The following is a 22,677-nucleotide window of genomic DNA, read 5'->3' on the forward strand; positions in this document are numbered from 1 at the left end:
TGGGCGCCGGGGGCCTGCCGTCGGATCCGCGACGCCGGCAGGGAGGTGTGTCCGGGGCGGCAGGGACGGCGGTCCGGGCCGCGATAGGGGCGACCGTCCCGGCCACGGAAGGGGCGACCGTCCCGGCCGCGGGAGGGCTGACTCTCCGGGCCGCGGGAGGGTTGTGTTTCGGCCCTGTGGGGCGATCGAGCATAGTGGCGGAGGGAGCGAACCGGATGTTCGATCCGCCGTCAGCGCTCAAAAACGGTACCCCCGTGCTCCGAGATCACCGCCGAAGCCTCAGCAACCACCGCCGACAGCGGGCCCGATGGGTCAGGCGTCGAGGCGCGCCGCGACGTCGGGCGGGAACCCACCCGTCGCGACCGGACCCCACCGCGTGGGGGTGATCCGGATGAGCGACTTGCCCTGGAGCACCATCGCCGCGCGGTACTCCGCCCAGTCCGGGTGCTCGCCGGCGATGCAGCGGTAGTAGTCGACGAGCCCCTCGACGGCGTCGGGCGTGTGGAGCACCTCGGCGTCGCCGTCGAGCTGGACGTAGGGGCCGTCCCACGTGTCGGAGAGCACGCAGACCGAGGCCCGCGGGTCCCGCTGGAGGTTCACGGCCTTCGCGCGCGCCGGGTAGGTGGAGATGACGATGCGGCCCTCGCCGTCCACGCCGCCCGCGACCGGGGAGACCTGGGGCCGGCCGTCCTTGCGCAGGGTGACCAGGAGCATGTGGTGCCGCGGACGCACGAAGTCCAGGAGCCCGGCGAGGTCCACCTTCTGCGTCGTCGCGATCGTTCTGGCCATGACCCGATCCTAGGCCGGATCGGCTCCGCGGCGACCTCGTCGGAAGGGCACCACTGGACCGCTCGCGCCGGTCCGACCTGGTGTGGCCATAGTCTCGGGCTATGGCTCCATCGCGAGATCGGCCTACTACGGGAGGTCGCGAACGGGCAGGGTGGAGGGATGACCCCGGATCAAGCCACCCGTCCCGACGTGACGACAAGGCGCGCTGTCGCGCGGCGCAACCTGCCGGGCCTGGCCCTCGTGGCGGCCGTCGCGGCGATGAGTCTCATGGTCTCGAGTCTCGTGCCGATCGTCTCCCCGCTGATCCTCGCCATCGTCCTGGGCATCGTCGCTCGTAACGCCGGCCTGCTCCCCGCCGTCGCCCGGCCGGGCACGCAGTGGTCGACGAAGCGCCTGCTTCGCGCCGGCGTGGTGCTCCTGGGTCTGCAGCTCTCTCTCGGTGAGGTTCTCTCCTTGGAGGTGGGAGAGCTCGCCACCATCGTCGCCACGGTGGCGGTCACGTTCCTGGCGACGCGGTGGGTGGGCGCACGCCTGGGCGTGAGCAGGACGACGTCGCTCCTCGTCGCGACCGGCTTCTCCATCTGCGGCGCGTCGGCGATCGCCGCCATGAGCTCGGTCGTGCAGGAGGACGAGACCACCGAGGACGACGTCGCGACGTCGATCGCCATGGTGACGCTCTTCGGCTCCCTCGCCATCTTCGTCATGCCGTTGCTGCAAGGAGTGGCCGGCCTCGACGACCGGCAGATGGGCGTGTGGATCGGCTCGTCGGTGCACGAGGTCGCACAGGTGGTGGCCGCGGCCGCCGCCGTCTCGACGGCGGCCCTGACCGTCGCCGTCGTGGTGAAGCTGGCACGGGTGGTCCTCCTGGCCCCGATGGTCGCGATCGTGGGGGCGACCGAGCGGCGACGGGCGACACGAGCCGGGCTGAGTGGCCAGGACGGCGCCGCCCGGCCCCCGCTGGTGCCCCTCTTCGTCCTGGGCTTCCTCGCCATGGTGGTCGTGCGAAGCGTCGACGTCGTCCCCGATCAGGTGCTGGAGCCAGCGAAGCTCGCGACGACCGCTCTGCTCACCGCCGCCATGTTCGGCCTCGGGACGGGGGTCCACCTCGCCACCCTGCGTGCGACCGGGGCTCGAGCCGTGGCACTCGGTGCCGCCTCCACGGCCATCGCGGCGACAGTGAGCCTCACCGGGATCCACCTTCTGACCTGACCGAGACCGCGAGCAGCTCGCGCGCGGCCGCGCCGAGGTCGTCCCGCGCCCGTCGGACGGCGCGGAACTCGCGGCGCAGGTCCAGTCCGACGAGGGGAACCCGAACCAGCGTGCCGAGCCGCAGCTCACCGCTCACGGCCCGCATCGAGATCACGCCGACGGAGTCTCCCTCCGCCAGAGCGGACTTGATCGCCGATGTCGACCCGAGCTGCGGCAGGTCGTGCGGCAGCACGGCCCCGACGGCAGCGAGGGCCCGTTCGAGCACCTCACGCGTACCAGACCCCTTCTCGCGCAGGACCAGCCCCGCGGTGGCGAGCTGGTCCGGAGCGGCGGCAACCTGGCCGTCGGCCCACGGGTGGGTCGGGCCGACGACGGCGACGAGCTCGTCCACGCCGACCGTGACGGCCGTCAGGCCGGGCAGCACGTCACCGCCCTCGATGTAACCGATCTCGGCGTCACGGTCGAGCACCGCCCGCATGACCCCCACCGAGTTGCGCACCAGCAGCTCGACGCTCGGGCGTTGCACACGACGGTTCGTCAGCTCCCGCTGCCAGCGCGCGAGCCAGCTCGGCATGAGGTTCTCGGCCACCGTCATCGACGCCGCGACCACCAGCCGACCGCTCCCCCGGCCCGAGGCACCGGCCATCGACTGCTCGAACCTGTCCGATGCCGCCAGCACGTCACGGGCGAGCTCCGCGGCCCTGACACCGGCCTCGGTGAGCGTGGAGCCCCGGGCGGTTCGGCGGACCAGCTGCACCCCGAGACTGCGCTCGAGTCCTCGCAGTCCGGCAGAGACCGTGGGCTGTGCCAGTCCTAGCGCCCGCGCCGCGCCGCCGATGCTCCCGTGCGTCTCGACGGCGAGAAGAAGCTCCAGGGAGGTCAACGATGTGCGCGACATGCCGTGCTCACCGGTCGCGGACGGACGAGGGCCAGGACACGGGGCCGTGCGCCGTCGTGCTCATGGACGGCTCACCGGGACCGCTCACGGCGTCGCCTCTTCAGCCACCGGGGGGTCCCCGCGGCGGGAGACCGTGGTCACGACGGTGGCGGTCGCAAGGAGGAGGGAGAGCATCCAGAACACGGCGCGGGACCCGACGACGCCGGACACGCCGGCCGCTGCGGTGGGAGCCAGCACCTGCCCCAGCCGGTTTCCCACGAGCCGGACGGCGAGCGCCCGACCGCGGAGCGTCTGCGGGACGAGGAGGGCCAGCCACGACATGGTCAGCGGCTGCCCGAAACCGAGCGTGAGGCCCAGCACGGTCATCAGGATGACCAGCAGCGCCGTCTCGGTCATGAGCGGCAGAACCCCCATGACGAGCGCGGCGACCGCCGTCGAGACGATCAGGACGAGCGCTCTCGAGGTCCAGGCCACCAGGCGCCCGATGAGCAGTCGGGACGCGATGGAGGCCGCGGCGCGCACGGACAGGAGCATGCCGACCACGAGGGGCGGGATCGAGGTCTCCTCCCCCAGCACCGGCAGGTAGGCGGTCAGGATGTCGATCCCCGCCAGGACGATGAGACCGACGTAGATCGCGGAGGTCGCCCCGCGGTGACGGAGCACGTCGCGCGCGCCGCGTCCGAGCCCGTCCGTGCCGGACCTGGAGACCTCCGTCCTCGGACCGCCCCGAACCAGGGCGAGGCTGGAGAACGCCGTGACCAGGCAGGCGGCGGCGGCGATGAACATCGCGGTGCTCGTCCCCGCCCTCGCATCGCCCGCCGCGGTGAGCACAGCCGTACCGGCGATCGGGCCCAGCAGCTGCCCGAGTGAGGCTCCGGCCGTGAAGATCCCGAAGTTGCGGTCGTAGCTCTCGTCCGGCGACTCCTGCGTGATGAGGATCTGCAGCGCGAGCATGAGCCCGATGTGGCCGGCCCCGAGGACGACCGACGCGACAACCGCCTGCACGGTGGTCGCCATCAGGGCGAGCCCCAGCGCCCCGACGACCATGATCGCGCTGCCCACCGTGCCGAGGATCGCGGTGCGCCGCCCGGTGGCCAACCTGCTCAGCGGCAGGGCAAGGAACAGCGGGGCCAGCGCGAACGCGGCTGTGACGATGCCGATGCTCGTGCTTCCCTCACCAAGGGCGAGCAGCCGGTAGGACGTCATCGGCCGGACGATGTGCAGGGCCGCCTGGGAGGTCATGAGCCCGAACGCGACAAGACCCAGCCTGATCGGCGTCACTGCGACAGCGCTCCGTCGGTCGTCGGGACCGGCCCGAGGACGCTCACCGGGGGCCGGCAGGTTCGTCGGCGCGCGGGCCCTCCGCCCGGTCCAGCGGGGACGGAAGCTCGACCTCGTAGGCCTCGGCGGTTCCGGCCAGGGCTCGGACGACATGGGCGGAGAGGGGGACGCCGTGAGCAGTGGCGTCCATCTCTCGCTCGTGCTCGATCTCCCCCGGGAGGTAGATCCGCTCCACACCCTCTGCCCTGGCACTGCCGCGTACCTGCCTGACGAGTCCGTCGACCCGAGATGTGAAGGTGTCGACCGTCGAGAACCGGGCGACGTCGATGGCGATGAAGAGGTGGCCGACGTCCTGTCGCGCCGCCGCGTCCTGCGGGGGCTGCAGGTCAGAGGTCGACGACGCGCCGGTGAGCAGACCGGCGAGGACGTCGACCGCGAGGGCCATCGCGTAGCCCTTGTGCCCGCCGATCGGCTGCAGGAGCCCCTCCAGCGCGGCAGCAGGATCGGCGGTCGGATGCCCGTCCTTGTCGAGCGCCCACGTGGTGGGTATCGCCTGTCCCAGGTCGAGGGCTTTGCGGATCCGTCCACGAGCGACCGCCGTCAGGGCGAAGTCCATGACGATCGGCTCTTCACGTCCCGCAGGGACGGCCATCGCCCAGGGGTTCGTGCCGAAGAGGGGTGTCAGCCCACCGGTGGGCGCGAGCGCCGGAGGTGCGTTCGTCGTGACGATGCCGATCATGCCCCGAGGCGGTGCGTACATCGCGTAGGCGTCCGTCGCTCCGAAGTGGCCGCTGCCCCGCACGCCCACCACCCCGACCCCGACGGACGCCGCGAGCTCGAGCGCACGCTCCATCGCCCGGTGGGCGGCCAGGTGGCCCATCCCCCCGGCGGCGTCGAGGAGTGCGGTTGCGCCGGAGGACCGCACGAACTGCATGGAGGCGCCGGGATCGATGCCTCCCGACCGGATGCGGTCGGCGTACATCGGGAGGCGGACGAGCCCGTGGGTCTCGATGCCCCGAAGATCCGCACGGACGATCAGTGGTGCGACGGTCCGGGCGTCCTCGGTGGACAGTCCCGCCCGCACGAGGACCTCCTCCGCGAAAGCCTCGAGCGCCCCGGCGTCGTACCGGTGTGCTGCGGGTGTTTCCGTTGTCACGGGGATCTCCCAGCTGTCGGGATCGGCGGAGGAGAGGTCGTCCTCCGCGCCGGACGAGGCGTAGCCCACCCCCAGGTGTCGTCGTAGCCGCCGGGTGGGCCACGCACTGTGACTCACGTTCGGCGTTCCGATCGCTCGTCGTCGGGCCCGAACGGCACCGGCTGCGCCGCGTCCGGGACCTTGGCGCGGGGGACCCCGCCGTCGGAGCCCACCGCGACCGGGCGGTCGGCGCCAGCGTCTGCACCGCCGGGAGGCACACCGCCCGGACGCACGTCCCCGGGGTCGGGACGCGAGCGGCCGCCGTCCGGGCCGGGCATCCGCCGCCGGCGGATGATCCCGGCAAGGAGCGGCCAGAGGACCGTGACGATGGTGAGGGCGAGCAGCACCAGTGCGAGGGGGCGCTGGAGGAAGATGTCCAGCGACCCCCCGGAGATGACCATCGAGCGGCGGAACGAGCCCTCGACCAGCTTGCCGAGGACGATCGCCAGCACGATCGGGGCGATCGGGAAGTCGAACCTCCGGAACGCATAGCCGACGACACCGAACGCGATGGCGACCCACACGTCGAAGATGGTGTTCGAGTCCGAGTACGCCGCCACCAGGCTCAGGGCGAGGACGAGAGGCATGAGGACCCGTGGGGAGATGAGGGTCACCCGAGCCCACAGCCGCACGCCGCCCAGCCCGAGGGCGAGCATGACGAAGTTGCCGACGAACAGCGCGCCGAAGAGTCCGTAGATGAGGTCCGGCTCGTTCTGGAACAGCAGGGGCCCCGGGGTGAGCCCGTGGATGAGGAAGGCCCCGATGAGGATGGCCGCCGTCGCGGACCCGGGGATACCGAGGGCCAGCAGCGGCACCAGCGAGCCGCTGACGGCGGCGTTGTTGGACGCCTCGGGGGCCGCGACACCCCTCAGGTCCCCCTTGCCGAACGTCTCCGGGTGGCGGGAGGAGCGCTTCTCCTGGCTGTAGGCGACGAACGAGGAGACGGAGGCGCCGGCGCCGGGGAGCACGCCGATGAGGAAGCCGATGATCGAACCCCTGACCATGGCGGGCGCCGCATAGCGGTACTCCTTCGTCGTGGGCATTCCACCCCGGAGCTTCGTCTCGGGCTTGACTCCCTGCAGGGACTGCTCCACGGAGACGAGGACCTCGGAGATGGCGAACAGCCCGATGAGCGCCGGTACCAGGGTGATTCCCTCGTACAGCTCCGTGACGTAGGTGTAGCGCGGGGAGCCGGTGAGTGCGTCGAGCCCGATGGTGCTGACGAGCAGGCCCACGCACACCGCGATGAGTGCCTTGAGCTGTGACCCGCTGCCGAGCGTCGCCGCCACGGTGAGGCCGAAGACGGCGAGGGCGAAGTACTCCGGAGGGCCGAAGCGGAGGGCGATCTCGCCGAGCTGGATGGCGGCGAACATCAGCCCCACCGTGCTCACCAGACCACCGAAGAAGGAGGCGCCCATCGACATCCCGAGCGCCTTCTGGGGTTTGCCCTGCTTCGTCAGCGGATAGCCGTCGAAGGTCGTCGCGGTGGCCCCCGCCTCGCCAGGGATGTTCATGAGGACGGCCGTGATGGACCCTGCGTACTGTGCGGCCATGTACAGGGCGGTGAGCATCGCGAGGCTCGTCAGGGGCGACATGTCGTACGTGAACGGCAGGAGCAGCGCGACGGTGACCGCGGGCCCCAGGCCTGGTAGCGCCCCGACGATGTAGCCCAGGACGACCCCGACGACGATGGCCAGGAGGATGACGGGCTGGGCGGCCTGGCTGAGTGCGGTGAGGAGGTTGTCGATCATCGTGACCCCCTAGGGCAGAGGAACATTGAGGATCCTGTCGAAGACGTAGAAGGCCCCGGCGGTGTAGATCGCGGCGGAGAGGGCGAGGGTCTTCCAGGAGCGGACCCCCGCCGCGGCCATCGTCACCAGCACGAAGACGACTGTGAGCGGGACGAAGCCGACCTCCCACAGCAGGGGGTAGGCGACGATGGCCACCCACATGGTCGCGAGCATCGGCCAGTGGACCGCGTCGCGCTCTCCCGGGTGCGGGCGCGCCCACACGACGACGACGAGCCGGACCAGGGAGAGGCCGATCATGATCCCGGCGACCATCCGCGGGAAGAAGGCGCTCCCCAGGTCGGTAGGCGCGTAGGAGCGCCCGGTCGGCGCCTCCACGATGAACGCCGTCGCGACGACCATGAGGCCCAGGAGGACAGCCACCTCACCGAGGTAGGCCGTGAGGGGTGCACGGCCCCCCACGGAGACTGCCCCGACGTCAGCCATCGACCCCAGCCGCCTTCAGAGCGGCATCCAGCCGAGGCTTCACCGCGTCGCCGGCCGGCATCACCGGGAGCCGGGGCTCCCCGACGTTCCAACCCCGCCGCGACATCATGTACTTGATGGCGCCCGGGATGGGCGCCCAGTGGCAGGCCTGGATGACGGGCAGGCACCGGTAGAACAGCTCCCGGGCGCCGGCCACGTCCCCGGCCGACCACGTCTCGTAGATCTTCACGAGCTCCGGGGCGATGATGTTGCCCGAGAAGCTGATGGAACCCGGTCCGCCCATCGCGAGGACGGTGAGCAGGTCGAACTCACCGCGGGACCAGACCGGGATCCGCTGCCCCAGACGCCGGTAGCTCTCCACGAGCAGCGCCGGGTCGGCCTGCTTGAGTCCGACGACGTCCTGGTACTCGTCGGTGAGCCGCTCGATGACGTCGAGCGGCAGGTCGACCGACGTGCGGTCCGGGTTGTTGTAGAGCACGGCGGCGAAACCGGGCGTCGCCTCGATGGTGCGCCGGTAGTGCTCGTACAGCCCGGCCGCGTCCGGCCGCGTGAACAGCGGCTGCACGAGGAAGTACGCGTCGGCGCCGATCTCCTGGGCACGCTTCGTGAGCCGGATGGTGTGGGCGGTGTCGGGCCGACCGGGATAGGCGGTGACCAGCGTCCCGGTGCCGGCGCACTCCTCCACGGCGATCTCGAGCAGCCGCGCGTACTCGTCGTCACTGGTCTGCATCACCTGGCCCGTCGCCGCGGACGGCTGCACGTATCCGACGCCCGACTCGATCAGCCACTGCAGGTGTCTGCGGTACTCGGACTCGACCACGTTCCCGTCGTTGTCCGTCGGGGTCGCGACGACGACTCCGATCCCCCTGATCACGGGACGCTCCCACCTGAAGGCGTCCCACTCCTTGTTCCCCACTTCACGCATGCTGCTCTCCTTCTGTCTTGTCACGATGTGGTCGTCCGGGCCGTGCCGTGCCGGCGCTCGGTGTCAGGCGGGTACCGCCGAGAGCGCTGCCCGCGCTTCTGCGAGGAGCGCGGCGACCACCTCGGCGTCGGGGCCGCCCTCGACCCAGATCACCTCGGCCCCGGCTGCCGTGAGCTGTTGCGCCGCGGCGTCGAGGGACGGGTAGTCCGCTCCGCGGTGCAGCACCGTGGACGGGAGGACTCGTTGTGTCAGGGAGATGACCACCATGCCCGGGGTGAAGTACTTCACCGCGCAGCGCAACGCCTCCAGCGGTTCGAGACCGACCACGAGGTGGCACTCCCCGGGCTTCACGAGAGGCACGACGGCCGAGGAGTCGGCGCCCAGACGGGCGTGGGCCTCGACGCCACGGCCTGGCCGCGCGTCGGGGTTGCCGCAGACGCTCGCGCTGGACGTGTCCGTCAGGGCGCCGTCGGCGAGGTCGCGTGCCAGCGCGTACACGGCCTGGCCCGCCACACCTGCGACGACGATGCCGGTCGCGCCGCTCATCGCTGCTCCCTCTCGGTGCCGGGCCAGACGGTGATGGCGTCCGGCGCGATCTGCTTGCAGTCCCCGACTCTCACGCAGAGCCTCCCGTCGATCTGTGCCCTGCCGTCGGCGAAGCCGAGGGCGGGGCAGGCGAACTCCTCGATCTGCTTGCGGTACGTCTCGGCCTTCTGCGGGTCGATCTCGACCCTCTCGACCAGGCCCTCCGCAGGGCGACCCACCGCGAGAACCACCGAGACCCCGTCGACCGCCGCACACTCCTCGAGCGCCTCGTCGACGGCCGTGATGTCCCGCGAGTCGACCTTGACGAGGTGGTGCACGCCGATGGCGCGGAGGGTCCCCTCGATGTCCAGCGGCGCCTCGTCACCGCGCAGACCGGCGGTCGACGTGGGTGTCGGCTGCCCGCCCGTGGACTCCATGGTCCCGTTGTCGACCACGAGGAGGACCAGCCGTGCCCGGTTGTAGACGGCGTCGGCGACGCCGTTGAGGGCGAAGCCGTACAGGGTGCCGTCGCCCACCACCGTGACCACCAGCGCGCTGGGGTCGCTGCGGGCGGCTCCGACGGCCATCCCGATGCCAGCGCCCATCGCCGAGTGGGCCTTCATGAACGGCCGTCCGATGGACGCCGCCTCGCCGACGTCGCCCATGAACACGACGTTCTCGTGCCGTCGCGCGAAGCGGCGCAGGGCGAAGAAGGTGGGGCGGTGCGGGTTCCCCGGCGCCGGCGCCGCCGGCCGCTCGGGGAGGTCCAGGTGCACGCCGGCGCTCGTCGTGGTCGTGGCGCCCACGAGCTCGCCGACGGCGTCGGTCACCATGGTGGGGGTGAGCTCGCCGACGGGTGGCAGCGCACCGGTGCCGCGTCCCATGACCTGTGTCGCCAGGCCCGCCCGATGAGCGAGGACGGCAACACCCTCCTCGACGACGGGCTCGATCTCCTCGACGACGAGCACGCGCTCGCACCGCCCCAGGAAGGGCTCGAGCACCCCTTCGGGAAGGGGGTTGATGGTCGAGAGCTTGGCCACCGGCACCTGTGCGGACGCCCCGTGGCGCTCCAGCGCCTCCAGGACGAAGTGGTAGGCGTTGCCGGACGCGATGACGCCCACAGCCGCCGCCCCCCCCGGCCCCTCCACGCGGTCCATGCCCCATGCCGACGTCACCGTCGGCACCTGCGCGAGCGTGCTGTGGAGCCGGCGGTGCTGGCCGAGGATGGGCCGGGACTGGTAGTGGTGGGAGTCCCAGACGGGCGCCGACGCCGGCGTCGGGTCGTTCCGCGGCGTGACCGGGCCCGCCCAGTCGCTCAGCCACTTCACGAGCCTGAGATAGACGGGGACGGAGAGCTCCTCCGAGAGGTCGTAGGCGTGGCCGATCAGCTCGTAGGCCTCCTGCGGCGAGGATGCCTCCAAGCAGGGCATGTCCGCAGCCTTGGGATACGGCCTGGTGTCCTGCTCACTGTGAGAGGTGTGGCCCTGAGGGTCGTCGCCGACCACGATGACGAGGCCGGGGATGAACATCAGCGGGGCGGCGAAGATCATGTCCGCGGCGTTGTTGGCGCCGAAGTGCTTCATCACCGCCATGGCCCTGACGCCGCCCATGGCGGCACCGGCGGCCGCCTCGACCGCCACCTTCTCGTTGAGGGACCACTGCACCTGCGGACCGCCGTGCGCCGAGAGCTCAGCCAGTGCGTACACGAGCCCGGTGGTGGGGCCCCCCGGGAACGCGGAGACGAACGAGACCCCGGCGTCGGCGGCACCGCGGGCCACCGCCTGGTTGCCGCTGAGCAGCAACCGGCTGCCCCCCGGGCCCGTGACCTCCGACCGCTGACCGGTCGAGGTCGCCGTGCCGGTCACTGCTCCACCAGTCCCGCGTCGGTGAGGAGCTTCAGGTAGACCTCGTCCTGCTCCGTCACGGCCTCGCGCGTCTCCTCCGAGTCGAGGAAGCGCGGCGCCGACCCACCGGAGACCATCGCCTCCTGGAACTCGGGGTCCTCCACCGCCGTCTTCATCGCGCTCTCCAGCACCTCGATGCGCTCGGGCGGCGTGCCCTTCGGGACGAGGATGACGCGGACGGTCTCGAACACGATGTCGTACCCGGCCTCCGTGAAGGTCGGCACCCCCGGCATGGCCTCCTCCAGCGGCTCCTCCGCCGTGATGGCCAGCACGCGGATGTTGCCCGCGTCGAGCTGGGCGCGGAGCTCGGTGGGTGAGGCGAAGGTGGCGTCCAGGGTCCCGCCGGCGGTGTCCGTGACGGCGCCGGCGGCGCCGCCGTCGTAGGGCACGAGGCTGAAGACGTTGCCGACCGCGTCGTTCACGAGCGTGGCCGCCAGGAAGTTGTTGCCGCCGACGGCGGTGGTCCCGACGTTGAGGGGGCTCTCCTCACCGGCCGCAACGAGGTCTTCGAATGTCTGGTGCGGGGAGTCGGCCGGGACCGCGATGCCGTAGGGCTCGGCCTGGATGGTGGCGACGGTGTCGAAGTCCTCGGACCCGAACTCAGAGGTGCCGATCGGCTTGAGCGCGGACAGGGAGGAGGTGATGACCATCATCGTGTACCCGTCCGGCTCCGCCTCGTGCAGCTTGGCGAGACCGATCGCACCCGAGCCGCCGGGCAGGTTCGTCGGCGTCACGGTCACTCCGAGCTCTGGCTCGATGATCCGCGCCACGAGCCGGGCGGTGACATCCGACCCGCCGCCCGCGTCGTAGGGGATGATGAACTCGATGCGCTCGGTGGGGAAGTCGTCGGCCGCCGCCTCCCCCGTCGCATCGGCGTCGTCCGGAGAGCCGCTGGATCCTCCAGATGCTGTGGATCCGCACGCCGCCAGGGCGAGCGTGGCCACCATGGCGGTCAGGGCCGGGAGTGGGTTACGCACGACGGGACTCCTTCGTCTCGGTTGTCGTTCGGTCGCGTTCGGTAGTCGTTCGGTTGGTCGTCGTCTGCTCCGGGTCGTCGATGTGCTCGTGCGCCCGCTCGTGGTCGGCGTAGAAGCTGACGACGGCCTCGTAGCGCTCCGGCGGAATGCCGCCGAAGTGCTCGCGGGCGCCGCTCGAGGCTGACCTGCGCATCCGCTCGAGCGTTCCCCTCGTGGCGAGGGGCTCCACGCCCTGGGCCTCGAGGAGCGCGATGACGTCCTCGACCTCGTGCACCCGCCGACCGGCGTGGATGGCGTTGCCGGTGACGTAGCGGTTCGCCGCCGCCGGGAACCTCTGACTGGCGAGGGTCTTCTCGATGGAGGTCAGGACGGTATCGGAGACGCCGAGGCTCTCGGCCGCCATGAGCGTCTCGACCAGGAGTGCCTCGATGCCCTTGGTGAACACCGAGCGGCACAGCTTGATGGCCGAGGCGTCGCCGGCCTCGTCGGACACGACGTCGATGTCCATCCCGACGGCGCCCAGCGCCTCGAGGTGGCCGGCGGCGAAACGGCCGCTCGCCAGGATCGGAACCCGTTGCGCGAGAACTCGGACCGGTCCGACGATGGCGAGGTCCGCCACGGGCACGGGCCCGAGCAGGTCGGCCACGTGGACCTTGGTCCGGGGGTGCGACGCTGTCAGGTCGTAGTACGCGGCGCCTCCTCCGAGGTGCTCCCTGACCGAGGCGGCCGCCTCGACCGCGAACGAGCTCGGTACCGCCGAGAACACGGCGTCGCTCGCCGTCGCGATCTCCTCCGCGGAGCCGACCAGGCGCACGCCGACGTCCTGCGCGCGTGACGCGACGAGCCGTGCCGCGTCCGAGCCGGGCGGTGCGGCGTCGTAGGCGAGCACCCGCACGTCGCCGCCCTCGTCGCGCAGGCCGCGGGCGAAGGACGACCCCACCTCGCCGAACCCCAGAAAGCCGATGGTCAGAGTCATGCGATCACCTCGTGGGTCGTGACACGGTGCCGGAGGAGGCCGTCGACCGAGGTCGCGTCCGAGCCGACCGTCTCGACGATCTCCGCCGCCGCGCCGCTCGTCAGCAGCGGTGAGGCGAGGTCGGTGAACTTGCGCGTCACCTGCTCGGACGTGAGCGGGCGCTCCGGCATCCCGGCGGCGGACTCGGCGACGGCACTGAGGGAGGACCCGTCCGCGAGTCGGACAACGACCTCGGTGGGACGTCGTGCGGGAAAGGCGTCGGTGAAGCTCGGCTCCTCCGTCACGCGGGTCCGGCCGGCGAGCGCGAGGACCGACGTGTCGGACAGCCCGGAACGAACGGAGTCGATCGAGACCACACCATGGTGCAGGCACAGCGAGACGAGGAACGGGATCGAGAACTGCCCCTCCTGGAACGTCTGCGGCTCTGCGTTGCGCAGGACCGAGGCGGCTCGGTACGTCGCGACCTCCACCGCCACGATCTGACTCGCCTCGACACCTCTGCGCCGCAGGTCGAGAGCGGCCTCGATCGCCGTGAAGCCGTGTCCACAGGCGGTGTAGGGCTTGAAGTAGTTCGAGAGAATCTCCGTCCGCGCCCCGAGCCCTTCGGTCACCACCTCCGGTCGGACCTCGTCGGAGTAGGCACGGAAGAAGCCCTCCGGACCTTCGAGGACGTCCTCGGGTCCGGTGAAGCCGTTGCGTGCCAGGAGCGCCGCGAGCACCCCGGCCTGTGCCGCGTGCCCGGCGTGGAGGTGCTTGGTGGGATGCAGCCCGTTGAGGAACGCGAACACCCCGCCGGCCATCGAGGCGGCCACCGCAAGGGCCATCGCGGTCTCGTGCGGCCCGAGACGGAGCATTCGGGCCGCCCCGGCGGCGGCCCCCAGGACGCCCACGGTCCCGGTGCTGTGGAAGCCACGGTAGCGGTGCGAAGGGTTGATGGCCCGACCGATGCGGCCACCCACCTCGTACCCCACGACGATGCCCTCGAGGACCGCGGAGATCCCCGCCCGCTCCTGCTCCGCGACTGCCAGGACCGCGGGGATGACCGTTGCGCCCGGGTGGTAGCCCGCCGCGAACCGGTGAGAGTCGTCGAGGTCGAGGGCGTGGGCCGAGATCCCGTTGCACAGGGCGGCCGACGGGGCGGACATCTTCAGCCCCTCACCGACCACCGTTGCGGGTCCGCTCTCACCGAGCGCCCGCATGGTGTCCCGCACGATGTGCGCCGACCGGCCGTATGCCGCTCCCGCGAGCATGGCGCCGACCGTGTCGAGCAGCACCAGACGCGCCCGCTCCTGCGTCTGCTGGGAAAGGTCGGCGAACCTGATGTCGCTGAGGTCCGCAGCCAGCGCCCCGGCGAGCGACCCGTTGAGCTGAACCTGCGCGGTGTCGACCACGGGCGCCCCCTCTCCGTCGAGTTTCGGACCTGCGCTCCGGACGGTAGGGAGGGTGACCTCTGTCATGCAACGGTCGGTTGCACGATATGAAACGTACCGTTCGTGATGCCCGAATTCTGGGGACACGACGGCCGCATCCTCATGAGGCGCCCTGCACCTGCGGTTATCTGGATGCGTTGCCCAGGGCCGGGTGGTGGGAATGACGACCGCGTTTCACATCGCGCAACACAACGTTGCGACTGTGCGTGGGCCGGGGCCTAGTCTGCGCGAAGGGGGCACGAGCGCCCCGCCCGCGGCACATCTACATCTCGGAGGCGACATGACCATCGATTCCGCGCGCGTGTCAGAGAACGAGCGGACCCTGTTGGCCAGGGTGCCGAAGGGGCTCTTCATCGCCGGGGAGTGGCGAGACGCCGCCGGCGGCGCCACGTTCGGCGTCGAGGACCCGGCGACCGGAGACCTCCTGGCACATGTCGCCGACGCGTCCGCGGCCGACGGGGCTACGGCGCTCGAGGCCGCCCGCGCCGCACAGCCCACGTGGGCCGCCACGCCACCGCGCGAGCGATCGGACATCCTCGACCGCGCGTACCACGCCGTCGTCGAGCGCATCGAGGACTTCGCGCTCGTCATCACCCTCGAGATGGGCAAGCCGCTGGCCGAGTCCCGCGGCGAGGTCCGATACGCCGCGGACTTCCTGAAGTGGTTCAGCGAGCAGGCGGTCCGGATCCGGGGAGACTACCGCGTCAGCCCGGACGGTCAGTCGCGCCTGCTCACCCTCCGCCAGCCCGTCGGGCCGTCGCTGCTGATCAGCCCGTGGAACTTCCCGCTCGCCATGATCACCCGGAAGGTGGCACCGGCACTGGCTGCGGGATGCACGGCCGTGCTCAAGCCGGCCGAGGACACTCCCCTGACGTGCCAGCTCCTTGCCGAGGTGCTCTCCGACGCAGGGCTGCCTCCCGGTGTGCTGAGCGTCCTTCCGACCAGCGATCCCGCCGGGCTCGTCGGGCCCATGCTCGCGGACGAGCGGCTGCGGAAGGTGTCCTTCACCGGTTCGACGGCGGTGGGGCAGAACCTCCTCATCGGAGCCGCTCAGAACGTGCTGCGCACGTCCATGGAGCTCGGCGGGAACTCCGCGTTCCTCGTCTTCGACGACGCGGATCTGGACGCCGCTGTCGAGGGCGCCCTCCTCGCCAAGCTCCGTAACGGAGGCGAGTCCTGCGTCGCGGCCAACCGCATCCTCGTCCAGTCCGGTGTCGCGGACGAGTTCGCGGAGCGGCTCGCCGACCGGATCAGCCAGGTCAAGGTCGGCCGCGGCACCGAGCCCGGCACACAGCTGGGCCCGATGATCAACCGCGAGCAGCGCGACCGCGTGCAGCTCCTCGTCGACGACGCGGTGCGCGGCGGTGCGACCGTCGTCACGGGCGGATCTGCTCCCGACTCCGACGGCTACTTCTACGAGCCCACGGTCATCACGGGCGTCTCCGCGTCGGCACGGATCACGCACGAGGAGGTCTTCGGGCCGGTTGCACCGGTCTACACCTTCGACCACGAGAACGAGGCGCTGAGGGCGGCCAACGACACGAGGTTCGGGCTCGTCTCCTACGCCTACACCCGGGACATCGGCCGCGCCCTGCGCGTCGCCGAGGGCCTCGAGGCCGGGATGGTCGGAGTGAACCGCGGCCTGGTCTCCAACGCCGCGGCACCGTTCGGCGGGGTCAAGCAGTCCGGGCTCGGCCGTGAAGGCGGTTTCGAGGGGATCGACGAGTATCTGTCGGTCAAGTACGTCGCCATCGACAAGCCGTGACGCAGAGCTTGCGATGAGCGCGACCCCGGGTAGAGGGACAGGGACGATCCAGTCGGTCGAGCGAGCGCTGGACGTCCTCCTCGCGCTGGCGATCGCCCCTGGCGCGGGTCCGACGACCATCGGTGCGCAGCTGGGCCTGCACAAGAGCACGGTCCATCGGCTTCTCCGCAGCATGGAGTCGCGGGGGTTCGTTGCGCGGGACAGCGCCACGGACCGCTACCGCGTCGGACCCGCGGCACTGCAGCTGGCCCAGTCCTCCGCGATCAGGCCCGACCTCGCCGCCGTCGCCCAGCCCGAGCTGACCAGGCTCCGTGATGCCACCAGCGAGACCGCGATCCTCGACATCCGCGTGGGTGCGTCGCGGATGTGCATCGCCCAGGCGGAGTCCCGCCAGGAGATCCGGCGCTCGCAGCCCCTCGGCTCACCGATGGAGATCCACGCCGGTGCCATGGGCAAGGTTCTCCTGATGGACGAGCCTGTCGACCACCTCCAGGAGATTGCCCAACGGGTCGGCTTCCGCAAGCTGACCGACCACACGCCCGTGACCGTCGAGGCGCTGATCGCGCAGATCCACAAGCTTCGGCGGGACGGCTACCTCGTGTCCGTCGGCGAGCGCGTGAAAGGCGCGACGACGATCGCGGCGCCGGTCCGCTCATCGTCCGGCCAGGTGGCGGCCGCCGTCGCCGTGAGCGGGCCGACCTTCCGCTTCGGCGTCCCTCAGGCCCGTGCGGTCGTGCCCCAGCTGCTCGAGACCGCCGCTCGGATCGCCGCGAGGCTCTGAGTCGCGCTCGTCCACCGACAGAACCCCATCCCAGACCCGACACCGAATGGAGACGTCCGTGTTCGACAACATCGTCATCGCCCTCAAGGAAGGGCTGCCCCACGACCGGCTTCTGGACCTCGGAACGTCGGTCGCCCGTGAAGGAGCCAAGATCCACCTCGTCACCCTGGTTCGTGTGGGTACCGACGAGGACGAGCCGAAGCGGCTGGCCGCAGTGGGTGAGTACCTCGAGCAGCGAGCTGGGCAGCTTCGCGACCGAGGACTCGACGCCACGTGGGAGCGTGGTCTCGTCGTGGTCGCCGCGGCCGCCGACATCCTTCAGGTCGCCGGCAGCAGGAACGCCGATCTCGTCGTCATCGGGCTGGCGAAACGGACACGTGTGGGCAAGGCTCTCATGGGCAGCGACGCCCAGCGGATCATGATGGGCGCCCCGTGCCCCGTGCTGGTGACCCAGCTCTACCGCGACTGACGCGGCCGCCGACCTCGCGAGACAGCCGACCCGGCGGTGCCGCGCGTCGCTACGCTGGCGCCGCACCCCCCCTCGACGACGAAGGACGGCCCCAGTGAGCACCCCGGACATGACGACGGCGCCGGTCGCGGCGCGCAGCACCGATCCCCTGGGCATCGAGGTGCCCTCGACCGTGCCGACGCACTGGTACAACCTCGCCGCCGACCTGCCCGAGCCCACCCCGCCGCACCTGCACCCCGGCACGAAGGAGCCGCTCGGCCCGGCGGACCTCGCGCCGCTGTTCCCCATGGCGCTCATCGAGCAGGAGGTCACCACCGAGCGGTACGTGGAGATCCCGCAGACGGTGCGGGAGATCTACGCCCTGTGGCGGCCCTCGCCGCTCATCCGCGCGCACCGCCTCGAGCGGGCGCTGGGGTCGAGGGCGCGGATCTACTACAAGTACGAGGGCGTCTCGCCGGCCGGGTCGCACAAGCCCAACACCGCCGTCGCGCAGGCGTACTACAACGCCGTCGAGGGCGTCACGCGGCTGACCACGGAGACCGGTGCGGGCCAGTGGGGCGCGTCGCTGTCGCTGGCGTGCGCGCTGCTGGGGATGACGTGCGAGGTGTGGCAGGTGCGCAGCTCCTACGACGCCAAGCCCTACCGCCGCTTCCAGATGGAGACCTACGGCAGCGTCTGCCACTCCTCCCCGTCCGAGCTGACCGAGGCGGGCCGGGCGATGCTCGCGGCCGACCCCGACACCACCGGCTCGCTCGGCATGGCGATCTCCGAGGCGGTCGAGGTCGCGGCGAAGGACCCCGCCGCCCACTACTCCCTCGGCAGCGTCCTCAACCACGTCATGCTCCACCAGAGCGTCATCGGCCAGGAGGTGCTCGTCCAGCTCGAGGAGACGGGCGAGCGGCAGGCCGACGTCGTCTTCGGCTGCGCCGGCGGCGGGTCGAACCTGGCCGGGCTGACGTTCCCCCTCATCGGGCAGAACCTGCGCGAGGGGACGACGACGCGGGTGGTCGCGTGCGAGCCGGCCGCCTGCCCGTCGCTGACCCAGGGCGAGTACCGCTACGACCACGGCGACGTCGCCGGCCTGACCCCGCTGCTGAAGATGCACACCCTCGGCAAGGACTTCGTCCCGCCGGCCATCCACGCCGGCGGGCTGCGCTACCACGGCATGGCGCCGATGGTCTCGCACGCCCTCAACCTCGGGCTGCTCTCCGCGGTCGCGGTCGAGCAGGACGACGCCTTCCGCGCAGGGGTCCAGTTTGCCCGCGCCGAGGGGATCATCCCGGCGCCGGAGTCCACCCACGCCGTCGCCGCGGCGATGGACTACGCCCGGACGGCGCCCAAGGGTGAGGTCGTCGTCATCGGGCTGTCCGGCAACGGGGTGCTCGACCTGCCGGCCTACGGGTCGTACGTCTGAGGTCCTCGCCCGCAGTCGCGCGGTGACGCCCTCGCCGCGAGGGCGTCAGGGGAGCGACTCGCAGGCGAGGTGGTCGTTGTCGCTGCCGTCGAGGCGGTGGACGTCACCGAGGCCCTGGCTCGACCAGTAGTCGTAGGTCGCCTGCGCCTGCGCGCGGGAGGAGAAGTCGGCGCAGTCGAGGTCCGGGCTCGCCGGGGCGACACCTCCCGCCGGCGTGGGGGCAGCGGGCGCCGGTGCCGGAGCGGGCGCCGGTGCCGGAGCGGGCGCCGGAGCCGGAGCGGGCGCCGGAGCCGGAGCGGGCGCCGGAGCCGGAGCGGGCGCCGGAGCCGGAGCGGGCGCCGGGGCCGGAGCGGGCGCCGGGGCCGGAGCGGGTGCAGGAGCCGGAGCCGGATCCGCGGGCGTCGCGGCGTCGTCGGCGGTCTTCGCCACCGTCCCCTCGGGTAGCGGCTCCTCGGGGCAGGTGGACAGCACGCGCACCATCGCGTCGCGCTCGGCTGCGGTGACCCACAGCCCGTACGTGAGCTTCACCCCGACCTGGCGTGCCACGTACGCGCACCGGAACGCCTTGTTGGGCGGGAGCCAGGTGGCGGTGTCGCCGTCGCCCTTCTGGCTGTTGAGCGGACCGTCGACGGCGAGGAGGTTGAGCGGGTCGTTCCCGAACCGGCCGAGCGTGGTCGCGTCCCACTGCTGGGCGCCCTTCTGCCAGGCGTCCGAGAGGGCGACGACGTGGTCGATCTGGACGTCGCCGGACGTGGCCGAGCCGCGCGTGAAGGCGATGAGCGCGCCCCCGTACGGATCGGCGAGGGTCCCGGTCTCGACCACGCAGCCGTTCGTCCCGCCGCGCAGCCGGACGTCCGTGAGGTCGCGGCGCAGGACGTCGTTGCGGGTGTCGCAGCCGTTGCGGTCGACGTCGACGGCGCGCCACTGGAAGAGGTCACGGTCGTAGCCGGTCTTCGGTGCCCGTCCCTTCACCTCGAGGAGCGGGACGGCAGCCACGGCCGTCATCGCCCCGGGTGCGGCGCCGCTCTGGGGCGGCGTGGAGGGTTCGGGCGCAGCGGTGGGCTCGGCACTCGCTGTCGGCGTGCTCGCCTCGGGCGTGGGCTCGGGTGACGTGCTGGGCTCGGGTGACGTGCTGGGCTCGGGCGTGACGTCGGGCCCCGTGCTGGGCTGCTCGGTGACGACGGCGAGCGACGGCCCGTCCGCCGTCGGAGCTGCCGTCGCGCCGCCGACGGTCATGAGCACCAGCGCCGCGGCGAGCGCACCGGCGCCGGCCTTGCGGCCGACGAGGCTGAACGGCCGTCGCCCGAGGAGCAGCAGCAGCCCGACGACGACGGCGAGCAGCGAGGTCATGACCAGAGCCCCGCTGATCCCGCCCGTGACGCCGCCGAGCAGCGCGACGAGACCGACCACGACCGTCGGGACCAGCCACCGGTGCCGCACCTGCCCGGGCGGACCGCCCCGCCCAGCGGGTGCAGGCGTCGACGGCGTCGGGCCAGGCGACGGCCCCGGCCCCGGCGCCGGCAACCACAGCTGCCAGCCGGCCGGGGGCGGTCCCCACCGCGGGTCCGGCTGCCAGCCCGGCCCGGGCGTCCAGCCGGGCGGCGGGGCGGGCCAGCTCGGTGGCGGGTTGAAGATCACTCGGACGCCCTCGGTTCACTGGACGGACAGACCCCGGCGAGGCCTCGTCCCATCCATCCTCCTCGACCGCACCGCGGCCGCGCAGGACGATTGTCGTCGGTCCGGCACCTCAGACCTTCCCGGCGCCCCGGCGCGCCGCGGACCCGCCTGCTCCGGCTCCCGCCAGGGCCACACGCGACAGGCGCGAAACCGCCCGGTTCGGCCCGGAATCGAACCATTGACGCGAACCGGACAACGGCGCGAAAATCCTCGGACCAGGCACCTCCCGACGTCGTCGGCGCACTCCCGGCGGCGACAAGCCGGTGCGTTTCTCGCTCGCCGAAGGAGAACGCTGTGGACCCCAAGGACGACCGGCTCTCGCTCGGAGAGCTCCGGCACCTCGACGGGCTGATCACCATCCTCGAGGAGCAGGGGCTCTCGGTCGACGACGTGATCATCACCGGGGAGGACGGCTGCTGCGGCGCGATCGCCGCGACCGCCCACGAGAACGACCGGTTCGCCTCCTCGGTCCACGACCGCGAGATCCTCGCCCGGATCCGCGAGCTGGAGTCCCAGCTCGAGTCGGCCCCCACGCTGGGCGAGCTCATCGAGCTGCGCGGAAGAGCGCTCCGGCCGCAGGGCTGAGGGGGCCGCCGGGTGTGGCGGACCCTGACGGTCGTCGTGCTGGCCGCGGTGCTCGTCGCCAGCGCGCTCAACCAGCTCAAGCTCCGGCAGTGGGAGCGGTTCGCCGGCCGCTGGGACCGGTGGGCCGTGCTGCCCCACTTCGCGTTCTTCGCCCCTGAGCCGGGCCATGCCGGCACCCACCTCGTCCTGCGCGACCGGGGCGAGGACGGGTGGACCGGCTGGCAGGAGGTGCCGCTCTCCCCACGCACCCGGTGGCGGTTCGTGTGGAACCCCGCGCGGTACGAGCGCAAGGCGCTGCAGGACCTCCTGAGCGGGATCGCGCGCGACGCCCAGGAGATCGACGACGCCGGCGCCCTGACGCTGACCTCCTGCTACCTCGGCCTGGCGGCGTGGGCGGACGCGCAACCACCTGCCGCGCCCGGCGCCGCAGAACGCCAGTTCGCCGTCCTGCAGACCATCGGGCACGGCGACGACCGCGCGCTGCGGCCGGCGATCCTCTCGCGCCCGCTGCGCCGTGTCTGACGAGGCCTGGGCCGTCTCGATCGCCGCCCGCGCCGCCTGTCTGGCCCTGACCGTCGGCTTCCTCGAGCAGCTCACCGTCTTCCGCCGCGCCTACGGTCCGCGCGGGCCGTTCTCCGCCGCGGTCGCCGGCGTTTTCGCCCGGCCCGGGCACCGGCTCCTCGCCCGCGACGGCGTCGCGCGGGGGGTCCTCGCGGTCGGCGCCGTCGCCGGCACGGTCGGGCTCGTCCTGGGTCCGCTCCCCGTGGCCGGGTGGGCCGCGGGCCTGACCTGCGTGCTGGCGGCGCTCGCGATCAAGGGCCGGCGCGTCACCGCCGGCGACGGCGCGGAGCAGATCTCGGTCATCGTCCTGCTCGCGACGAGCCTCGCCCTGGCACCGGTCGCCGGCGAGCCCGCGCTCAACGTCGTCGCCCTGTTCGTCGGTGCGATGAGCGTGCTGAGCTACGTCACCGCCGGGCTCGCCAAGGCGGTCTCGTCCACGTGGCGCTCCGGCGCCGCGATCGCGATCATCATGGGCTCGACCGCCTACGGCCAGCCGCGGGTGGCCGCCCTGCTCGACGGCAGGCCGTACCTCGGCGTCCTCCTCGCCCGGTCGACGGTCGCCTTCGAGTGCGCCTTCCCGCTGGTGCTGCTCGCGCCGCTGCCGGTGGCCCTGGCCCTCCTGGGCGTCGGGCTGATGTTCCACCTCGGCACGGCCGTCACGATGGGGCTCAACACGTTCGTGTGGGCGTTCGTCGGGACCTACCCGGCGGTGCTGGTCCTGGCGCGGGCGACCTCGCCCTTCTGGTGACCGGGCACCGGGCACGCAGCGGTCCCGTGGCGGTGCCAGATCCACCGCACCGATGAGGAGGGAGGCCAAACCCAGCCGGTTGCGGGCCGTCCGGTCGCGGAGCACCAGCCCGCCGTCACCACGACGAGTCTGCTCATCTGGTCGCTGATCACGACCATCCGAGCAACCTCGCCCGGCACCAACCGACGGCACCACCCGCGCATTCAACGAGTCTGCTCATCTGGTCGTCAATCACGACCATCCGAGCAATCTCGTGCAGCTGGGAGGGCGGCACGAGTCCGGGCGTGACAGCCCCACGCCGGCCGCCACCGCTGAGGTCACGCCAAGCCAGGTC

The 22,677-nt window shown here is 72.0% G+C and carries 21 protein-coding genes; 8 read left to right on the plus strand and 13 right to left on the minus strand.

All coding sequences use genetic code 11. The annotated features are described in order from the left end of the window. Positions 1-312: 312 nt before the first annotated feature. The gene (locus tag AAEM63_RS15470) at positions 313-789 is read right to left on the minus strand and encodes a PPOX class F420-dependent oxidoreductase (protein WP_341359120.1); all 477 of its coding nucleotides are present in this window, start codon (positions 787-789) and stop codon (positions 313-315) included. A 159-nt stretch (positions 790-948) separates the two neighbouring features. Here AAEM63_RS15470 and AAEM63_RS15475 point away from each other — a divergent pair, with 159 nt between their 5' ends. Further along, positions 949-1,998, plus strand: a complete 1,050-nt coding sequence (locus AAEM63_RS15475; protein WP_341359121.1) for a putative sulfate exporter family transporter — start codon at positions 949-951, stop codon at positions 1,996-1,998. Here AAEM63_RS15475 and AAEM63_RS15480 read toward each other — a convergent pair. From AAEM63_RS15480 to AAEM63_RS15530, 11 genes are all read right to left on the minus strand, one after another. Then, positions 1,973-2,896 carry a LysR family transcriptional regulator gene (locus AAEM63_RS15480; protein ID WP_341359122.1) on the minus strand — a complete coding sequence of 308 codons (924 nt, stop codon included), beginning with the start codon at positions 2,894-2,896 and terminating at the stop codon, positions 1,973-1,975. The genes AAEM63_RS15475 and AAEM63_RS15480 overlap by 26 nt on opposite strands. A gap of 84 nt (positions 2,897-2,980) precedes the next feature. Beyond that, positions 2,981-4,177, minus strand: a complete 1,197-nt coding sequence (locus AAEM63_RS15485; RefSeq protein WP_341359123.1) for an MFS transporter — start codon at positions 4,175-4,177, stop codon at positions 2,981-2,983. Between the two features lie 43 nt (positions 4,178-4,220). After that, entirely contained in the window at positions 4,221-5,450 is a 1,230-nt protein-coding gene (locus tag AAEM63_RS15490; RefSeq protein WP_341359124.1) for an Ldh family oxidoreductase, read from the minus strand. Beyond that, a complete protein-coding gene (locus AAEM63_RS15495; protein WP_341359125.1) occupies positions 5,447-7,123 on the minus strand; it encodes a tripartite tricarboxylate transporter permease in 1,677 nt (558 codons plus the stop codon). Before AAEM63_RS15495 ends, AAEM63_RS15490 begins: the two co-directional genes overlap by 4 nt. Before the next feature lie 9 nt (positions 7,124-7,132). Then, positions 7,133-7,606 carry a tripartite tricarboxylate transporter TctB family protein gene (locus AAEM63_RS15500; RefSeq protein WP_341359126.1) on the minus strand — a complete coding sequence of 158 codons (474 nt, stop codon included), beginning with the start codon at positions 7,604-7,606 and terminating at the stop codon, positions 7,133-7,135. After that, on the minus strand, positions 7,599-8,531 hold the full coding sequence (locus AAEM63_RS15505; protein ID WP_341359127.1) for a dihydrodipicolinate synthase family protein: 933 nt from the start codon (positions 8,529-8,531) through the stop codon (positions 7,599-7,601). Before AAEM63_RS15505 ends, AAEM63_RS15500 begins: the two co-directional genes overlap by 8 nt. A 63-nt stretch (positions 8,532-8,594) precedes the next feature. Further along, complete coding sequence (locus AAEM63_RS15510) at positions 8,595-9,077, minus strand: hypothetical protein (RefSeq protein ID WP_341359128.1); 483 nt, start codon at positions 9,075-9,077, stop codon at positions 8,595-8,597. Further along, positions 9,074-10,921 carry a thiamine pyrophosphate-dependent enzyme gene (locus tag AAEM63_RS15515; RefSeq protein ID WP_341359129.1) on the minus strand — a complete coding sequence of 616 codons (1,848 nt, stop codon included), beginning with the start codon at positions 10,919-10,921 and terminating at the stop codon, positions 9,074-9,076. The genes AAEM63_RS15510 and AAEM63_RS15515 overlap by 4 nt, the downstream gene beginning before the upstream one ends. Further along, positions 10,918-11,937 carry a tripartite tricarboxylate transporter substrate binding protein gene (locus tag AAEM63_RS15520; RefSeq protein ID WP_341359130.1) on the minus strand — a complete coding sequence of 340 codons (1,020 nt, stop codon included), beginning with the start codon at positions 11,935-11,937 and terminating at the stop codon, positions 10,918-10,920. The genes AAEM63_RS15515 and AAEM63_RS15520 overlap by 4 nt, the downstream gene beginning before the upstream one ends. Beyond that, positions 11,930-12,913 (minus strand): DUF1932 domain-containing protein, encoded by a 984-nt coding sequence (locus AAEM63_RS15525; RefSeq protein WP_341359131.1) that lies wholly within the window; start codon positions 12,911-12,913, stop codon positions 11,930-11,932. The genes AAEM63_RS15520 and AAEM63_RS15525 overlap by 8 nt, the downstream gene beginning before the upstream one ends. Then, positions 12,910-14,304: an MmgE/PrpD family protein gene (locus tag AAEM63_RS15530; protein ID WP_341359132.1), complete on the minus strand. Its 1,395-nt coding sequence runs from the start codon at positions 14,302-14,304 to the stop codon at positions 12,910-12,912. The genes AAEM63_RS15525 and AAEM63_RS15530 overlap by 4 nt, the downstream gene beginning before the upstream one ends. A 319-nt stretch (positions 14,305-14,623) precedes the next feature. Here AAEM63_RS15530 and AAEM63_RS15535 point away from each other — a divergent pair, with 319 nt between their 5' ends. From AAEM63_RS15535 to AAEM63_RS15550, 4 genes are all read left to right on the plus strand, one after another. After that, positions 14,624-16,108 (plus strand): NAD-dependent succinate-semialdehyde dehydrogenase, encoded by a 1,485-nt coding sequence (locus AAEM63_RS15535; RefSeq protein ID WP_341359133.1) that lies wholly within the window; start codon positions 14,624-14,626, stop codon positions 16,106-16,108. Between the two features lie 13 nt (positions 16,109-16,121). Next, positions 16,122-16,889, plus strand: a complete 768-nt coding sequence (locus AAEM63_RS15540; protein ID WP_341359134.1) for an IclR family transcriptional regulator — start codon at positions 16,122-16,124, stop codon at positions 16,887-16,889. 58 nt (positions 16,890-16,947) lie between these two features. Continuing rightward, the gene (locus tag AAEM63_RS15545) at positions 16,948-17,358 is read left to right on the plus strand and encodes a universal stress protein (RefSeq protein WP_341359135.1); all 411 of its coding nucleotides are present in this window, start codon (positions 16,948-16,950) and stop codon (positions 17,356-17,358) included. Between the two features lie 109 nt (positions 17,359-17,467). Further along, complete coding sequence (locus AAEM63_RS15550) at positions 17,468-18,772, plus strand: TrpB-like pyridoxal phosphate-dependent enzyme (protein ID WP_341361393.1); 1,305 nt, start codon at positions 17,468-17,470, stop codon at positions 18,770-18,772. 45 nt (positions 18,773-18,817) lie between these two features. Here the strand turns inward: AAEM63_RS15550 and AAEM63_RS15555 are convergent, their stop codons facing one another. Next, positions 18,818-20,212: a DUF1524 domain-containing protein gene (locus AAEM63_RS15555; protein WP_341359136.1), complete on the minus strand. Its 1,395-nt coding sequence runs from the start codon at positions 20,210-20,212 to the stop codon at positions 18,818-18,820. A 531-nt stretch (positions 20,213-20,743) separates the two neighbouring features. On the opposite strand from AAEM63_RS15555, the gene AAEM63_RS15560 reads away from it, so the two are divergent. Genes AAEM63_RS15560 through AAEM63_RS15570 form a run of 3 tightly spaced genes read left to right on the plus strand, consistent with a single transcriptional unit; the run spans position 20,744 to position 22,343 of the window. Further along, positions 20,744-21,034: a hypothetical protein gene (locus tag AAEM63_RS15560; RefSeq protein WP_341359137.1), complete on the plus strand. Its 291-nt coding sequence runs from the start codon at positions 20,744-20,746 to the stop codon at positions 21,032-21,034. A 12-nt stretch (positions 21,035-21,046) separates the two neighbouring features. After that, entirely contained in the window at positions 21,047-21,556 is a 510-nt protein-coding gene (locus AAEM63_RS15565; protein WP_341359138.1) for a hypothetical protein, read from the plus strand. After that, a complete protein-coding gene (locus tag AAEM63_RS15570; RefSeq protein ID WP_341359139.1) occupies positions 21,549-22,343 on the plus strand; it encodes a hypothetical protein in 795 nt (264 codons plus the stop codon). The genes AAEM63_RS15565 and AAEM63_RS15570 overlap by 8 nt, the downstream gene beginning before the upstream one ends. Positions 22,344-22,677 lie beyond the last annotated feature (334 nt).

Origin of the sequence: Georgenia sp. M64 (assembly GCF_038049925.1) — a bacterium.
GTDB lineage: Bacteria > Actinomycetota > Actinomycetes > Actinomycetales > Actinomycetaceae > Georgenia.

Excerpts from the sequence above, each read along its gene's own strand:
- AAEM63_RS15510 (WP_341359128.1), bottom strand. The coding sequence starts at position 9,077 with ATGAGCGGCGCGACCGGCATCGTCGTCGCAGGTGTGGCGGGCCAGGCC.
- AAEM63_RS15550 (WP_341361393.1), top strand. The coding sequence starts at position 17,468 with ATGACGACGGCGCCGGTCGCGGCGCGCAGCACCGATCCCCTGGGCATC.
- AAEM63_RS15500 (WP_341359126.1), bottom strand. The coding sequence starts at position 7,606 with ATGGCTGACGTCGGGGCAGTCTCCGTGGGGGGCCGTGCACCCCTCACG.
- AAEM63_RS15505 (WP_341359127.1), bottom strand. The coding sequence starts at position 8,531 with ATGCGTGAAGTGGGGAACAAGGAGTGGGACGCCTTCAGGTGGGAGCGT.
- AAEM63_RS15495 (WP_341359125.1), bottom strand. The coding sequence starts at position 7,123 with ATGATCGACAACCTCCTCACCGCACTCAGCCAGGCCGCCCAGCCCGTC.
- AAEM63_RS15480 (WP_341359122.1), bottom strand. The coding sequence starts at position 2,896 with ATGTCGCGCACATCGTTGACCTCCCTGGAGCTTCTTCTCGCCGTCGAG.
- AAEM63_RS15535 (WP_341359133.1), top strand. The coding sequence starts at position 14,624 with ATGACCATCGATTCCGCGCGCGTGTCAGAGAACGAGCGGACCCTGTTG.
- AAEM63_RS15475 (WP_341359121.1), top strand. The coding sequence starts at position 949 with ATGACCCCGGATCAAGCCACCCGTCCCGACGTGACGACAAGGCGCGCT.
- AAEM63_RS15470 (WP_341359120.1), bottom strand. The coding sequence starts at position 789 with ATGGCCAGAACGATCGCGACGACGCAGAAGGTGGACCTCGCCGGGCTC.
- AAEM63_RS15540 (WP_341359134.1), top strand. The coding sequence starts at position 16,122 with ATGAGCGCGACCCCGGGTAGAGGGACAGGGACGATCCAGTCGGTCGAG.
- AAEM63_RS15525 (WP_341359131.1), bottom strand. The coding sequence starts at position 12,913 with ATGACTCTGACCATCGGCTTTCTGGGGTTCGGCGAGGTGGGGTCGTCC.